The organism is Streptomyces sp. NPDC001204 (genome assembly GCF_053598035.1).
On record NZ_JBSFJL010000028.1, the window covers coordinates 101,821 to 117,445 of the forward strand.

General features: G+C 72.4%; 11 protein-coding genes, 2 tRNA genes and 1 pseudogene. 8 read left to right on the forward strand and 6 right to left on the reverse strand.

From position 1 onward, the window contains the following. Positions 1-9: 9 nt before the first annotated feature. From repSA to ACWC91_RS30825, 3 genes are read left to right on the forward strand one after another with little or no spacing between them, the layout of a single operon-like run. Positions 10-1,383 carry a replication initiator protein RepSA gene (gene repSA / locus ACWC91_RS30815; RefSeq protein WP_384175044.1) on the forward strand — a complete coding sequence of 458 codons (1,374 nt, stop codon included), beginning with the start codon at positions 10-12 and terminating at the stop codon, positions 1,381-1,383. Then, on the forward strand, positions 1,380-1,586 hold the full coding sequence (locus tag ACWC91_RS30820) for an excisionase family DNA-binding protein (protein WP_390840519.1): 207 nt from the start codon (positions 1,380-1,382) through the stop codon (positions 1,584-1,586). The genes repSA and ACWC91_RS30820 overlap by 4 nt, the downstream gene beginning before the upstream one ends. Next, the gene (locus ACWC91_RS30825) at positions 1,583-2,809 is read left to right on the forward strand and encodes a site-specific integrase (protein WP_390840520.1); all 1,227 of its coding nucleotides are present in this window, start codon (positions 1,583-1,585) and stop codon (positions 2,807-2,809) included. The genes ACWC91_RS30820 and ACWC91_RS30825 overlap by 4 nt, the downstream gene beginning before the upstream one ends. 73 nt (positions 2,810-2,882) lie before the next feature. On the opposite strand, the gene ACWC91_RS30830 is transcribed toward ACWC91_RS30825, so the two are convergent. The 3 genes from ACWC91_RS30830 to ACWC91_RS30840 form a co-directional block, all read right to left on the reverse strand. Beyond that, positions 2,883-3,470 carry a signal protein gene (locus tag ACWC91_RS30830; RefSeq protein WP_384174158.1) on the reverse strand — a complete coding sequence of 196 codons (588 nt, stop codon included), beginning with the start codon at positions 3,468-3,470 and terminating at the stop codon, positions 2,883-2,885. 117 nt (positions 3,471-3,587) lie between these two features. Next, a tRNA-Arg gene (locus ACWC91_RS30835) sits at positions 3,588-3,660 on the reverse strand. A 196-nt stretch (positions 3,661-3,856) separates the two neighbouring features. Next, positions 3,857-3,947, reverse strand: a tRNA-Ser gene (locus ACWC91_RS30840). A 207-nt stretch (positions 3,948-4,154) separates the two neighbouring features. On the opposite strand from ACWC91_RS30840, the gene ACWC91_RS30845 reads away from it, so the two are divergent. Together ACWC91_RS30845 and ACWC91_RS30850 are read left to right on the forward strand one after the other, a co-directional pair. Beyond that, on the forward strand, positions 4,155-4,706 hold the full coding sequence (locus tag ACWC91_RS30845; protein WP_450642293.1) for an SSI family serine proteinase inhibitor: 552 nt from the start codon (positions 4,155-4,157) through the stop codon (positions 4,704-4,706). Between the two features lie 267 nt (positions 4,707-4,973). Beyond that, a complete protein-coding gene (locus ACWC91_RS30850) occupies positions 4,974-9,662 on the forward strand; it encodes a PAS domain-containing protein (protein ID WP_450642294.1) in 4,689 nt (1,562 codons plus the stop codon). 143 nt (positions 9,663-9,805) lie between these two features. Here the strand turns inward: ACWC91_RS30850 and ACWC91_RS30855 are convergent, their stop codons facing one another. The 3 genes from ACWC91_RS30855 to ACWC91_RS30865 form a co-directional block, all read right to left on the reverse strand. Then, positions 9,806-11,461 (reverse strand): long-chain fatty acid--CoA ligase, encoded by a 1,656-nt coding sequence (locus ACWC91_RS30855; RefSeq protein ID WP_450642295.1) that lies wholly within the window; start codon positions 11,459-11,461, stop codon positions 9,806-9,808. Positions 11,462-11,579: 118 nt separating this feature from the next. Further along, positions 11,580-12,137 (reverse strand): SigE family RNA polymerase sigma factor, encoded by a 558-nt coding sequence (locus ACWC91_RS30860; RefSeq protein ID WP_450642296.1) that lies wholly within the window; start codon positions 12,135-12,137, stop codon positions 11,580-11,582. Positions 12,138-12,468: 331 nt separating this feature from the next. Further along, positions 12,469-12,780, reverse strand: coding sequence for a hypothetical protein (locus tag ACWC91_RS30865; protein ID WP_225076377.1), 312 nt, complete (start codon positions 12,778-12,780; stop codon positions 12,469-12,471). A 367-nt stretch (positions 12,781-13,147) separates the two neighbouring features. Between ACWC91_RS30865 and ACWC91_RS30870 the strand changes: the two genes are divergently transcribed. The 3 genes and pseudogenes from ACWC91_RS30870 to ACWC91_RS30880 all read left to right on the forward strand — a co-directional run. Beyond that, complete coding sequence (locus ACWC91_RS30870) at positions 13,148-14,032, forward strand: bifunctional DNA primase/polymerase (RefSeq protein WP_225076378.1); 885 nt, start codon at positions 13,148-13,150, stop codon at positions 14,030-14,032. A 145-nt stretch (positions 14,033-14,177) separates the two neighbouring features. Next, a complete protein-coding gene (locus ACWC91_RS30875) occupies positions 14,178-14,837 on the forward strand; it encodes an NADPH-dependent FMN reductase (protein ID WP_281155678.1) in 660 nt (219 codons plus the stop codon). 217 nt (positions 14,838-15,054) lie between these two features. Then, positions 15,055-15,625 (forward strand): annotated as a pseudogene (locus ACWC91_RS30880) (transposase); the annotation flags it as partial.

Below are 15,625 nucleotides of genomic sequence, written 5' to 3' on the forward strand. Positions count from 1 at the left end.
GCCGCCACCATGGCGGGCCTGGACCCGGCCACCCTCGCCGACGTGCTGAGGCTGGCCGGGTCCACCGGCTTCGACCGCATCCAAGACCAGATCCGCCGTACCGGCGGCTGCACTGACCCGATCCGCCTGCAAGGCTCCACCGTCACCCGCGACAAGCTCACCGGGCACGTACTGCACTCCTACTCGACCGACACCGAACCCGGCGGCGTGCTCCGCGTCGCCTGCGGCAACCGCCGCGCCTCCCGCTGCCCCGCCTGCGCCTGGACCTACGCCGGCGACACCTACCACCTCATCCGCGCCGGCCTCGTCGGCGACCCCGACAAGGGCACCCCGGAGACGATCCGCGACCACCCGCGCGTGTTCGCCACCCTCACCGCCCCCTCGTTCGGCCCGGTCCACAACCGGCCCGGCAACCGGCCGTGCCGCTGCGGCACCCACCACGCCGAGGATGCCCCGGAACTGGGCACCCCGCTCGACCCGGACACCTACGACTACGCGGGCGCGGTGCTGTGGAACAACCACGCCTCCGAGCTGTGGCGCTACTTCACGATCTACCTGCGCCGCGAGATCGCCCGCCGCGCCGGCCTGACCCAGAAGGACGCCCGCGAACAGTCCCGCGTCTCCTTTGGCAAGGTCGCCGAATACCAAAAGCGCGGGGCCGTCCACTTCCATGCCGTGATCCGTTTCGACGGACCCGAGGGACCCGACGACCCCCCGCCGGCCTGGGCCACTCTTGACCTGCTCACCGACGCCATCCGCGCCGCTGCTGCCCGCGTCGCGGTCGATGTGCCCCCGGCCGGGGACCAACCGGCCCGCACGCTGCGCTGGGGCACCCAGCTCGACGTCCAGCCCATCGGCGCCTTCGGCCACGGCGAAGAGATCACCGAACAGGCGGTTGCCTCCTACGTCGCCAAGTACGCCACCAAAGCCGCCGAGACCACCGGCACCGTGGACCGCCGGATCGGCAACAAAGAAGCCCTTGACCTGCTCGGCGTCCCCGAGCATCCAGCCCGGCTCATCGCCGCATGCCTCGACCTGCACGCGCTCTACCCGGACCGCAAGTTACGGGACTGGGCTCACATGCTCGGCTTCCGCGGCCACTTCTCCACCAAGTCCCGCCGCTACTCCACCACCCTCGGCGCCCTCCGCCAGACCCGCGCCGACTACCGCGCCGCCCAGCAACGCGCCGCCCTCGGCCTGCCCGACCCCGACGACGAGGAAGCAACCACGCTCACCCTCGCCCACTGGTCCTACGCCGGCCACGGCCACACCCCCGGCGAATCCTGGCTCGCCGCGAACATCCGCCGGGACATCCAACTCAACCGCGAGATCGCCCGCGAAGCACTGCAAGACCAACTGAACTGGGAGGAATGCGCAGCATGACCACGACCATGATTCAACCGAAGTGGCACACCACGGCAGAGGTCGCCGCCATGCTGGGATTCGGTCTCTCCAAGACGAAGATGCTGGTCCTCACCGGAGAGATCCGCTCGGTGAAGGTCGGCCGCAACCGGCGCATCCTGCCGGAGTGGGTCGAGGAGTACATCGAGCGCGTTACCGCCGAGTCCGGGGCGGTGTCGGCATGAGCGGCAAGCGCGCCAACGGTGAGGGCTCGATCTACCCGTACAAGAACGGCTTCGCAGCATACGTCTGGGTCGACACCCCGGAGGGCAAGCGCAAGCGCAAGTACGTCTACGGCAAGACCCGCGAAGAGGTTCACGACAAGTGGATCAAGCTGCATGGTGAAGCCAAGAAGGGGCCAGTGGCGACCCGGCACCGCACCCTCGCCGCGTTCCTCGCGTACTGGCTCGACGAGATCGTGAAGCCGAATCTCGCGCCTCTGACGTACGTCTCCTACGAGGGGTCGGTGCGGCTCTACATCAACCCTCACCTCGGTGCGAAGCGGATCGACAAGCTCACGGTCCGGGATGTGCGCGAGTGGATCAACAGGCTCGCCGCCACCTGCCAGTGCTGCGCCCAGGGCAAGGATGCGAAGCGTCGCCCCGAACAGCGGCGCTGCTGCGCTATCGGCGAGTGCTGCGAGGCCTTCCCCTCGCGGCGTGTCGTCCAGGCGGCCCGTGATGCCCTCCGGGCGGCACTCACTCACGCCGTGGCTGAAGAGGAGATCGGCAAGAACGTGGCCTCTCTGGTCAAGGTCCCCAAGCCTCGGCGGCGGAGGATCAAGCCGTGGTCGGTCGCCGAAGCCGGGCGCTTCCTCGCCGACTGTGCCGCTCGGGACGATCACCTCCTCGCAGCCTGGATGCTCGTACTCTGCCTCGGCCTGCGCCGGGGTGAAGTCCTGGGCCTCACCTGGAAGTCGGTGGACTTCGAGACCGGCGAGATCTACGTGGATCACCAGATCCAGCGAGCCGGGCGGCAGATCCTCCACCGCGAGACCAAGACCGAGGAGTCCGACGACTTCCTTCCGCTGCCGGCGCTCTGCCTCAAGGCGCTTCGGATGCGTCGGGCGCAGCAGATCGGCGACCGGAAGGCAGCCGGGGAGCTGTGGCAGGGCAGCCATGACCTGATCTTCACCACGAAGTACGGCACGCCGATCGAGCCGGGCAATCTCACCCGGATGTTCGCTCTGCGGGCTCGTCGTGCCGGCCTCCGGGTCATCCCGCTGCGAAACACACGGCACACCTGTAGCTCGCTCCTTGTGGCGTTGAAGGTGCACCCGAAGGTGGCACAGCGCATCCTGCGGCACTCGCAGATCGCCATGACGATGGAGGTCTACGCCGAAGCGAGCGAGGAAGAGGTACGCACCGCGATCGGCAAGCTGTCCGACGCCATGGGCAGCACCAGCTGAACAACCCGCAGCTCTCACCTACGCTCCAGGGGGCCCCGAAACCGGGGTCCCCTTCGTGATGCCGAGCCCTTGCCTACGCGGCATCCACTGTCAGGGTGTAGTCCACACTGACCGAGAAATCGCCGGACCGACCGCGAATCGTCAGCGTGTGCTTTCCGGGTCCCAGCGGGGGTACCTGGCCCCAGAGTCCGCACCCGGTGGTGGTGAAGTGCCCGCGCGTGCTTGTGAAGGGATTGCCGGCCACGCTTCGTGCCGAAATCGTCTCTCCCGGGTGAGTGTCCACCTCAAGTTCCCTGCCGTCCAGAACGGCAGACCCCTCGGCTGCGCTCATGAAGACCGCGCAGTCCACCGGCCTACCGATCAAGTTCACGAGAGGGAAGGCAAGGCGCACCCCGTGGGGGACGTTACAAGTGCGCTCGGCCTGAGTGCCGAATGTGCCGGCCAGGAACCACACGTCCCGCGGCTGGTTCCGCTTGCACGCGCTTCCATCCTGATCGGCGACCGGGTTCGTCGACTCGGGCTCCGACAGTGCCCACGTCCACCATCGGCTCTGCAGCGTTTTGGACGAGAGGCGATCCTGGGCCTGGGCCCTGGTCCCGCACCCCACGAGTACGGCCAGCATCACAGCGGTGAGCGCCGCCGCGACAGCCCTGATCTTCATCAGTGCCCCTCCCGTATCGCACAAACGCTCCGGGCGTCGACCCGGTTGCTGTACTTCGCTGCTGTACGCCCCTGAAACGCCGAAGGCCCCGGATCTCTCCGGGGCCTTCGGCCTGTGTGCACTCGGCAGGATTCGAACCTGCAACCTTCTGATCCGTAGTCAGATGCTCTATCCGTTAAGCTACGAGTGCTTGTTCTGTTTTTGTCTCCGCTTCGGGCCCTTCCGGGCCGCTCGCGGCGACAGGAAGAACATTACATGACTGCCGCCGCCATGTGAAATCCATTCCCCCCACCCCTTGCGACCTGCGGAAACAAGGTCTGGAGCGGGACGGAGCCGGCAACGCCGAAGCCCCGGTCCAAAGGGACCGGGGCTTCGGTGATCATGCGCGGAGGCGGAGGGATTTGAACCCTCGATGGGCTTTAAGGCCCAAACCGCATTAGCAGTGCGGCGCCATAGACCGGACTAGGCGACGCCTCCAGCACAACCGCTCACGCGAGCGCGCGAGTGGTGCGTGCAGATGATGACACAGCCGAGTGGGGTGTCACCAATCGCCCCCTACGGTACTAGGCAGGTGGGGCCCAGGGCAAAGCCCTTCTGGTGGCGTCGGGCGGCCGGGCGGCCGGGCGGCCGGGCGGCCGGGCGGCCGGGCCGCAACGTCCGGGGGCGCGGGGCGTTAGTCCGGGCATGACGCAGATCGGATCTCTCCCAGCCCGACGTTCCGCGGTGTCGCGGGCGCTGGCACTCGGCGCCTCCGCCGTGTTCGCCGGGCTCGCCTCGGTCTCGGCCGTGCCCGCCGCCTCGGCCGCGGCGCCGCCGCCCGTCCGGGTCGAGGACCGGGCCGGCGACCACCTCACCGTCACCGTGCGGCACGCGGGCCCGGGCAGGGACGGGACGTACAGGCTGTACTGCCACCCGGCCGGGGGCAGTCACCCCGACGCCCGCCGCGCGTGCGACATGCTCGACCGGAACACGCACTGGGGGCGGCAGCCCTTCGCCCCCGTGCCCGCCGGCAGCGTGTGCACCATGCAGTACGGCGGCCCTGCCACCGCCCGCATCACCGGAACGTGGGCCGGGCGCCGCGTCGACGCGGCCTACGACCGCGGCGACGGCTGCCGGATCGACCGCTGGAACCGGCTCGTGCCGCTGCTGCCCGACCTCAGCGCTCCGAGGCCGGCCGCGGTGTCCCGTACCGGCGCGTGGGCGGGAACGGGCGCGCAGGCGCGTACCCGTGCGTAGGAGGGGACGGGGGCACCGGCACGTACCGGCGCGTAGGCACATATCGAAGGTGTGGTGGACCGGGAGTCCGTAAAGGTCTCGCGGAGGTCGTGCGAAGCGAAATCGTCCGGTCACAGGTTCGACGTCAACTCCACGTGCGACCTCCCTCTCATCCGGCGTCGCGGGAGCAACCTCTGCGCATAGACTCCCTCGCGTGACACGCCGCGGGCCGGTTGGCAAGATGGCCTCCGCGGTCGGCAAGGTGCGGTGACAGGGAGGAAGCGTCTCGTGAGCAGCAGGCCATCCCGAGGCGCTGCTCGCCTCGCTGCCATACTCGACGCGCTGCCCGACGCCCTGGTGCTGGTCAACGCGAACGGCACCGTCGTCAACGCCAACACCATCGCGCTGGAGGCCTTCGAGACGCCGGGCACCGCCCTCGTCGGACGCGGCCTGCTCGATCTGCTGCCGCAGTTCGACTCCAAGCTGATTCCCGGCTCCATGCGCCGCCCCGATCACATCGATCCGCGCGGGCGGACCAAGCCCACCCGGATGATGGCGCGGCGGACCGACGGGTCCGAGTTCCCGGTCGAGGTCACGAGCGCGAATCTGGAGAACAGCCAGCAGGCCTACGACGGCCACGGCTACAGCGGCGACGAACTGCTGATGCTGGTCGTCCGCGATCTGTCCGGCACCGTCGACACCGAGGCCGAACTGGCCCGTTCGCAACGGCAGACCGAGATGATCCTGCGGGCCGCCGCCGAGGGTGTCGTGGGCACCGACACCGACGGGCGGATCGTGCTCGTCAACCCCGCAGCCGCCCAGATACTGGGCTACCGGGCCGGTGAACTCGGCGGCCGTGAGCTGCACACCCTCGTCCTGCACTCGCGCCCCGACGGCTCCCCCTTCGCGTACGGGGAGTCCCCGCTCGCCGACACCCTGCGCTCCGGGCGCAAGCACCGGGTGCGCGGGCAGGTGCTGTGGTCCAAGGCCGGCGACAAGGTTCCCGTCGATCTGACCACCGCGCCGGTGCGCGACGGCGACCAGCTCGTCGGCGCCGTCATGACCTTCACCGACCGGCGCCCCTACGACGCGCTCGCCGACGAGAAGGCCGCCGAGGAACAGCGCCACGAGGAGCGGCTCGAACAGCTCGCCGAGGATCACGCCTCCGAGCTCACCGCCCTGCGCCAGCAGCACGTCACCGAGATCGAGGAGCTCACCGAGCGCCACGAGGAGCAACTCGCGGCGAACGAGGAGCGCTACGCCGCCCTCGGCGAGCGGGAGAAGGACCGCTACGAGGCACTGGCCGGCCGCCACGAGCAGCTGCTGACCCTCCTCGGCGGCTCCCTGCGCGGGCCCCTGGACGAACTGCGCCGCGAGCTGGCCGCCCTCGCCGCCGACGACGCCGGACAGCTGTGGCCCGAGGCCAACCAGGTGCTGCACCACCTGTCCGCCGGGTACTCGCGGATCACGACGCTGATCGACAACGTCCTCGGCTACCAGCGCCTCGACACCGGCAGCGAGGAGATCGCCCGGACGAAGGTGATGCTGGACGCGGTCGTCGCCGCCGGTGTCGACGGCGCCGTCGAACTGATCGGCCCCGGGCGGGTGCAGTTCGCCGTGCACGCGCCGCCCATCGAGGCCGAGGTCGACCCGCGGCGCCTGGCCACCGCGCTCGCGCACCTCGTCGCGGACGTCGCAGGCGTCGACGCGACCGGGAACTCGCCCATCTCGGCGGGCGGTTACATGGACAACACCGTCGTGGTGGCGGCGGCACAGCGCGGTGAGGTCGTCCGGATCGAGGTGCGCGGGCCGTACGCCGGGGGAGACCCGGTGCACGAGCCGATCGTGCGCGGGATCGTCCGTGCGCACGGCGGTGTGCTCCAGACCCACGAAGTGCCGGGCATGAGCGGCAGCGCGTACGTCCTGGAGGTGCCGCTCGGCAGCGGCGCCGGCGTCGTCGCGGCCCCGGCTCCGGCCCCGGTTCACGCCCTGGAGCCGGCCGCGGTTTCCGAAGAGCCCGCCCCGGCGGAGCCCGCCGTGCCCGAGCAGCCTTCGGGCGGCGGACGGCGGCGGGCCCGGCGGTCCTCGACGGACGCGTTCCTCGAGAGCGACAGCGAGGTGGAGACCACCGGTACCGCGGCGGCTCCGACCGGTCGGCGCAGGCGGCGGGCGGCCGAGCCGTCCCAGGAGACGGGGCAGGTTCCGGCCCAGGACGCGGACGGCTCCGGCGGTACGGGACGGCGGCGCGGACGGCCCGCCGACGACGCGGCGGGCGTGTCCGAGGGTGCCGTGGTCATGGCGGCCGAGCACGGCGCGGGAACGGCGGCCTCGGGTACGGGACTCGGCGGTACGGTGCCGCCGCAGGGCGTACCCGCGCCCACCGGGCGGCGCGCCCGGGGCGAGGTCGGTCCGCCCGAGGCGCTGCCGGCTGCGCTGCCCGCGGCTGCCGACGCGCAGCCCGAGGCGGCGCAGACCGAGGCGATGGGCGGCGAGAACCCGGCGGCTTCCGGCCCGCAGCCGACCGGGCGCCGTCGGCGTGCCCTGGCGGCGGCGACCGAGCGTGCCGCCGCGCAGGAGGCGGCTCCCCGCCCTGTCTTCGCCCTGCCGCCCGCGGAGGCCGACCGGCCCACCGAAGGCCCTGAGGCCGCGCAGGCGCTCCGGGTGCCGGCGCAGGGCGCCCCTGCCGTCGCCCCCCTGGGTGACGAAGGGCAGCACGAGGCCGTGCCCCACGACCAGACCGACGACCACACACCGCCGCAGCCGCACCCCACGAGCGCGCCGACGGGACGCCGGCGGCGGGCGGTGGCCCAGCCGCAGGACACCGCGGCGGCGGGCGCGACGCCCGTGCAAGGCGCGCCGGGTGCAACGGGTGTTCCGGGTGTTCCGGGTGCGCCTGCGGGGGCTGTACCCGTGCCGTTGCCGGGCGCGCCCGCGCAGGGCACGGCCGGACCGGGCGTTCCGGCTCAGGCAGGCCCGGGTGGCGCACAGGCGCTCCCGCAGCCCGTTCCGCAGATGACTCCGGGTCAGCCCGCGGTGCCGCAGGGCGTGCCCGGTCAACCCGCCTCACCGCAAGGTCTGCCTGTTCAGCCCGTCGCACCGCAGGGCGTGCCGGGACAGCCCACCCCGCAACAGATGACTCCCGGTCAACCCGTCCTGCCCCAGGGCCTGCCCGGTCAGCCCGTCCTGCCGCAGGGCGTGCCCGGTCACCCCGCCGTGCCCCAGGCGGCTCCCGGACAGCCGGGTGCAGGGCCGCAGGCTCTCGGGCAGCAGCCCGTTCCCGGACAGGCGCTGCCCGCGCAGCATCCGTCCGGGCAGGCGGCCCCGCCCGCACAGGTGCCGTCGCCGGAGCACGGGGCCACGGGTACGGCGCCCGCTCCCGCGCACGGCATCGCCGGTCAGCCGCTCCCCCAGCAGCCCGCCGCACTCGCCCCCGCGCAGAACCCGGCCGTCCCGGCCCCGGCTCCTGCCCAGCCCTCGGCCGGGCCGCTCCCCGCGCAGCCCGTCCCCGCGCAGGGCACCCCGGCGCAGGCGGCCCCCGGCGCGGGTGCCGGCCCCGTACCGCCGAACGCCACCGGCGCCCCCATGCCCCCGGCCCAGGCCCTTCCCCAGCCGCCTGCCCCCGGAGCACCCGGTACCCCAGGTACGCCGCCCCCCGGCATCCCGGCCGCCGCCGGCCCCGTCCTCCCTCCCGAGCAGGTGACGGGACAGGCCGCCGTACAGGCCCAGCCCACCGGGCAGCAGCCCGGCCCCGGCGCCCCGGCAGCGCGCGCGGCCCAGCCGCTGCCCGCAGAGGCCGCCGCGCCCGTCGACCCCAACTCGACGCAGGGGCGGGCGATCAGCGTGCGCACGCTGGGGCAGGGCGTGCCGTTCAGCCGTCAGGCGGCACAGGTGCAGGCACCGCAGCCGCCGTCGGCCACGCCGCCCCCGCAGACCACCGGCGGTTCCGGCCGCCGCCGCAAACTGGGCACTCCGCCCGACCCGGCCGCGGGCGCGCGCCCCCAGACGCAGGCCCCGCCGCAGACGCATGCACAGCGGCCGGACCAGACGGCCCGCCCGCACCCTCCGGCCGAGCAGCCCCCCGCGCAGTCCTCCCTGGGCGGACCCGCCATGGCCGTCGGCACCGAGGGCGGCGGACGGTCGTACGCCATCGGCGCTCCGGACGAGAACGCCGCCGAGGGTCCCGAGCCGCTGGACGGTCCCGGCGGTGCCGTGGAGATCGCGGACACCCCGCGGCCGCAGCCGATGGACGACGAACTGCCGCCGGAACCGCTGGACAACCCTCGCCGGCTGCTGGTCTGGCCGGCCCCCGACGTCACCACCCAGCAGGCGCTGAGCGACCGCGGCTACCGGCCGGTCATCGTGAACTCGCGCGAAGAGGTGGACGCGCAGATCGCGGCCTTCCCCGCCGCGCTGTTCGTCGACCCGCTGACCGGGCCGATCACGCGCACGGCGTTGCAGTCGCTGCGGCAGGCGGCCGTCGCCGCCGAGGTGCCGGTGCTGGTCACGGCCGGGCTCGGGCAGGCGACCCGCGAGGCGGCCTACGGCGCCGACCCGGCCGTACTGCTGAAGGCGCTCGCGCCGCGCGACAGCGAGCAGCATCCGCCGCGTGTGCTGCTGATCGAGGAGCACGCGGAGATCGCGCTGGCACTGACGGCGACGCTGGAGCGGCGCGGGATGCAGGTGGCGCGGGCCGCGAGCGACAACGACGCGGTGACGCTCGCCGGGCAGTTCCGGCCGAACCTGGTCGTGATGGACCTGATGCAGATGCACCGGCCCCGCGCCGGGATCCTGGACTGGCTGCGCGCGAACGGGCAGCTCAACCGCACGCCGCTGGTCGTCTACACGGCCGCCGTCGGCCAGGCCGACCTGCCGCGACTGGCCTCGGGCGAGACGGTGCTGTTCCTCGCGGAGCGGTCCACCAGCGACGAGGTGCAGAGCCGGATCGTCGACCTGCTGGCCCGCATCGGTACCAACTGACCAGCCGACCGACCGACCAGCCGACCGACTGGCCCACGTCCTTACGGCGCGGGGGCGCCGGGCGGGATCCGTGGTGCTCCCCGCCCGGCGCCCCCGCGTCGTACGGGTACGCGTGCGTGTGCCGTCCGGCCCGCGGCCCGCGGTCAGATCCGGGTGACGTCCAGCTCTCCGGCGGCGTACTGCCTTCGCAGCACCTTCTTGTCGAACTTGCCGACGCTGGTCTTCGGAACGGCCTCGATGATCGTCCAGCGTTCCGGGAGCTGCCACTTGGCGATCCCGCGCTCCTCCTGGAGGAAGGCGCGCAGCGTCTCGAAGCCGGCGGTGGCGCCTTCCTTGAGGACGACGGTGGCCAGCGGGCGTTCGCCCCACTTGTCGTCGGGGACGGCGACGACCGCGGCCTCGGCGACGTCCGGGTGGGACATCAGGGCGTTCTCCAGCTCCACGGAGGAGATCCACTCGCCGCCCGACTTGATGACGTCCTTGGCCCGGTCGGTGAGGGTGAGGAAGCCGTCGGGGCTGATGGTGCCGACGTCGCCGGTCTTCAGCCAGCCGTCCTCACTGAACTTGTCGGCCGGGCGCAGCGGTTCGGCGCCGGGGCCGTTGTAGTAGGCGCCGGCGATCCACGGTCCGCGGACCTCCAGCTCGCCCGCGGACTCGCCGTCCCAGGGGAGGCGTTCGCCGCCGGGTCCGGTCAGGCGGGCCTCGACGCCGGCCGGGAAGCGGCCCTGGGTGAGGCGGTAGCCGAACTCCTCGTCGGTGCCGACCGCGTGGGCCGGCGGGCGGGCCACCGTGCCGAGCGGGGAGGTCTCGGTCATGCCCCAGGCGTGGCAGACCCGCATGCCCAGCCGGTCGAAGGCCTCCATGAGGGAGGGCGGGCAGGCCGAGCCGCCGATGGTGACCTGGGTGAGGCCGGAGACGTCGCGGGGCCGGGCGGTCAGCTCGGCGAGCAGCCCCTGCCAGATGGTGGGCACGGCGGCGGCGTGGGTCGGCTTCTCCCGCTCGATCATCTCGGCGAGGGGAGCCGGTTGCAGGAAGCGGTCCGGCATCAGCAGGTTGACGCCGGACAGGAAGGTGGCGTGCGGCAGGCCCCAGGCGTTGACGTGGAACTGCGGGACCACCACGAGCGTGGTGTCCTGGTCGGTCAGGCCCATGGACTCGCTCATGTTGACCTGCATGGAGTGCAGGTAGACCGAACGGTGGCTGTAGACCACGCCCTTGGGGTCGCCCGTGGTGCCGGAGGTGTAGCACATGGCGGCGGCCTGGCGTTCGTCCAGCTCGGGCCAGTCGTAGATGACCGGCTTGGCCGCGATCAGGTCCTCGTACTCGTGCACCCGGGCGTGGGAGCCGTCGAGCGGGGTGCGGTCGCCGGGGCCCGAGACGACGACGTGCTCGACCGTCTTCAGGTGCGGCAGCAGCGGGCCGAGGAGCGGGATCAGGGAGCCGTTGACGATGATGACGCGGTCGGCGGCGTGGTTGACGATCCAGGCCAACTGCTCGGCGGGCAGGCGCAGGTTGAGGGTGTGCAGCACCGCGCCCATGCACGGGATCGCGAAGTACGCCTCGACGTGCTCGGCGTTGTTCCACATGAGGGTGGCCACACGGTCGTCGGCCGCGACGCCGAGGTCGTCGCGAAGGGCGTGCGCCAGCTGGGCCGCGCGCTCGCCGATCCCGGCGAAGGAGCGGCGGTGCGGCTCGCTGTCACCGGTCCAGCTGATCACCTGCGACGCCCCGTGGATCGTCGACCCGTGGGCCAGGATCCTCGAGATCAGCAGCGGTACGTCCTGCATGGTGCTCAGCACGGCGTCCTCCCGGGGCGGCGTCGCCTACGCGGTGGTAAGGGTTGCGCTGATTCTGCTCACATACCGCGTGGTATGTCACTAGCCCCGGATGATCGATCACACAACGTTCCCCCAACGGTCAGCGCACGCGCACCAGTTCCGGATCCTCCCGCAGCTTGCCGAGCGCCCGCGACACCGCCGACTTCACCGTCCCCACGGACACTCCGAGCACCTCGGCCGTCTGCACCTCGGAGAGGTCCTCGTAATACCTCAGGACGACCATCGCCCGCTGCCGGGCGGGCAGCTTCATGATCGCCCGCCACATGGCGTCGCGCAGCGTCTGCTGCTCCGCCGGGTCGCTCGCGCCGGGCGCCGGCTCCGGCTCGGGCAGTTCGTCGCAGGCGAACTCGTCGACCTTCCGCTTGCGCCACTGCGAGGTGCGGGTGTTCAGCAGCGCGCGGCGCACATAGCCGTCGAGCGCCCGGTGGTCCTCGATCCGCTCCCACGCCACGTACGTCTTGGTGAGCGCGGTCTGCAACAGGTCCTCCGCGTCGCTCGGGTTCGCGGTCAGCGACCGGGCGGTGCGCAGCAGCAGCGGCTGCCGGGCCCGCACGTACGCCGCGAAGGACGGGTACGCCGGAGTCCGGGTCGCCGGTACGGCGGCTTTCGACACGCTGGTGCAGACGGGTGTGGTCATGGCTCCACGCTAGGAGCGGCACCCGCTCCCGCGGATCGCCCGCAGGTCCCGCAGCCGAGTCCGCCTCAGGTTGTAGGGGTGGGGCCGGCCGCACCTCCTGAAGGTGGAGGAACGGGGCATGTGTACTGCGGGTTCACCCCTGGGGGACGTCCTGGACGGCGTCCCGGGCGACCGCCCTCCCGGGCTCGGCCGCCTGCCGTGGTCGCACGGCACACGCCTGCGCGGCGGCGCCGAAGCACCGCCGCGCAGAGGTGTGTTACGTCCCCACGAGCACACCCACCAGGGGTTCAGGGCCGGCGGGTCCCCAGAGTGCGCGCCGGCCCGCCCCGGCTCACCACAGACGGGTGAAATGGATGACGACATTCTTGTCGCCCTGCTGGACGGCCGTGAAGGCGGAGCGGTCGACCTGTGCGGTGTTGCTCTGGTTCGAGGCGCCTGATCCGACCGCCTGCTGCTGCGTGGTGGACGAGTTGCCGCTGTTGTCGCGGCCGACCCCGCTGCCGACGACGCCCGCGACGCCCGCGTTCGATCCGTCGCCCGCGATGGCTCCCGTGCCCGCCGCGGCGACGCCGGTGAAGAGCGCCGCGGCGAGGGGGATGGCCGCCGCGGCGGCGAGAACACGGGCGGTACGGATGCTCGCCATGCTGCTCCTCCAGTACGGGGTACACACCGGCCGCCTTGCCGGGGAGTACGTGAAGTACGGCTTTCACCTGGGCAGTTGGCCGACCGCCCGGGCCTTCTCACGACGTCGCGAGATCAGAGTTGCCCACCGGAAACCGGCGAACCACCCCGGAGTGCCCGATTCGCACGCAAGCGTGAGGACATATCGATAAACCCCTTTCGCCATCTTTCCTGCCGCCGTAAGCTCCGACGGAGGCCACGCGGACCGCCGCTCCCCATGTGCCGCAAGGACCGAGGCGTTCCTCCGGAAGCCGCCCGAGAACCCCGCCCCACGGCGCGCCGCGCCCGCCCCTCTTTCCTTTTTCGAACGTGCGTACGAACATAGAGCCATGGCCACCATCGACCGGCAGGCCACGACGCTGGCCCTCGCGCACGCCCTGTCAGCCGCCGAACGCGGACTGGCCGTCATCCCCCTGTCCCGGACGAAACTCCCGGCCCTGCGCTCCCCCCACCGCGACGGCCCCGGCCCGGTGGGCCCGCCCGGTCCGCCCTGCCACGGCGAGTGCGGCCGCTTCGGCCACGGCGTGTACGACGCCTCCACCGACCCGGCCCGCATCCGGGAACTGTTCGCCGCCGCACCCTGGGCGACCGGCTACGGCATCGCCTGCGGACTGCCCCCGCACCATCTGATCGGCATCGATCTGGACACCAAGACCGGCACGAACGCCACGGCGGCCCTGCGTGAACTCGCCCTGCGCCACCTGTTCACCATCCCCGCCACCGTGGTCGTCCTGACCCCCAGCGGCGGCCGCCACCTGTGGCTGAGCGGGCCGCCCGACGTCGTCGTCCCCAACTCGGCCGGACGTCTGGCCCCCGGCATCGACATCCGCGGCGCCGGCGGCTACCTGGTCGGCCCCGGCTCCCGCACCGGGCACGGCGTCTACGCCACCTCCCCCGGCACCGCGCACCTCGCGCCGGCCCTCTGCCCGCGCGCCCTCCTGCGCCTCCTGCTTCCCCCGCCCCGTACCGCCCGCCACCCCGCGCCGCCCTCGGCGGGCCGGCACGGCGAGGGCCTGGTGCAGTTCGTCCTGGGGGCCCACGAGGGCCAGCGCAACACCCGCCTGTTCTGGGCCGCCTGCCGCGCCTACGAGGACGGAATCGGCCCCGCCCTCTTCACCCCGCTGGTCGACGCGGCCCTGCGCACCGGCCTGACCGAACACGAGGCCCGCGCGACCATGGCCTCCGCGGCCCGTCTGACGGGCCACCGTCCCTGAGCCCCCGACGAGAACGACCCCGAGCGGCCCCGATCATCGTCCTGGCCGGCTCCGGCTGCCGGTCGCACGGCCGCGCTCCCGGAACCACACTGGTCAGTGGGGCGCCCCCGCTGGAGGCGCGTCCCCACGACGGAAGGACGGATCCATGCCCACGGACACGCCTCCCGGCCCGCTGCGGTTCCTGGTCTTCGGCGCGGCACTGCGGACCGGTTCGGCCAACGCACGCCTCGCCTCCCTCGTGGCCCGGCTCATCTCCGACACCGGTGCCACCGTCGACCTCGCCGGCATGCACGACTTCGACATGCCCTTGTACGACGGCGACATGGAAGCGGCCGAAGGGCTGCCGCAGGGCGCCCTCGCCCTGCGCGACCGCCTCGAGCAGAGCGACGCCTTCGTCATCTCCTCCCCGGAGTACAACGCCTCCGTGCCGGGAGTGCTGAAGAACGCGATCGACTGGGTCTCCCGTGTCCGGCCCCAGCCGTTCAAGAGCAAGCACGCGATGCTCGTCTCCGCCTCGCCGTCCCTGGTCGGCGGCAACCGCGGGCTGTGGGCCCTGAGGGTTCCGCTGGAGCACCTGGGCACCCGCGTCTATCCGGACATGTTCAGCCTGGCCAACAGTTACCAGGCCTTCGCCGAGGACGGAACGCTGGCCGACACCGGGCTCCAGCAGCGTCTCACCGAGACCGTGTCGGGTTTCCTGAGCCTCGTCGAAGCGGATGTGCGCTACGTCTGCCTGGAACGCCGGTGGTACGAGTTCCTGGGAGACCGCACCGAGGCGGCCATCACCCAGCGGGCCGAGTCGTGATGCCGCGGACCCGGTGAGTCAGGGCGCGGCAAGAGCAAGTACCCCTGCGGAGCCATCACCGTCGTCATCGTGCCCCGTACGTGCCCCATGGGCGTCGTCGTGCCCCCTGAGCCAGGCATCCGAGGCTTGGGCCACGTGGTCATCGCGACAGGCGACCGGAGGGGCGTGGTGCCGGGTCGTCCAGGACGCCCACCACCATGAAGCCGAGTGGCGCGCCCGGAAGCCCCGGGCCGTCCACGACGCCGGCAAGATACTCGTGGACCTCGCGCCGGCGGTCGCGCTCGGCGGGGACTGCCTCGCCGACATCGCCCTGCCGCGGTCCGAGCCGGCCGTGTTCGGGCCGGTCGCCTCCGATCCGACGGTCTCCCGCCTGATCGACACTCTCGCCTCCTCGGGGGAGAAGGCGCTCACGGCGATCCGCGCCGCACGTTCCGAAGTCCGCCGACACGTCTGATCCGCTGTGATTCCGCGGGCGGGACCGACGAGTTCGTGGCCTGGCTCGCCCAACGCGGGCGGTGGCTGCCTACTCGGTCGGCATGGTGATCACCGAGACCATTCCACCAGTACGTTCTCCGGGTCCCGGCCTAGGCCTGGACTCCGGCCGTCGAGTCGGACGGCGAGGTCCGTGACGGGGCCTGGGCCGCCGAACTCACCGGGGACCTGATCGACGGCTGGCCGAAGGACATGCGGCTGATCGTCCGCAAGGAACGACCCCATCCCGGGGCCCAGTTGAGGATCACCGACGCGGACGGCATGCGGATCACCTGCTTCGCAACCAACACCGCCGA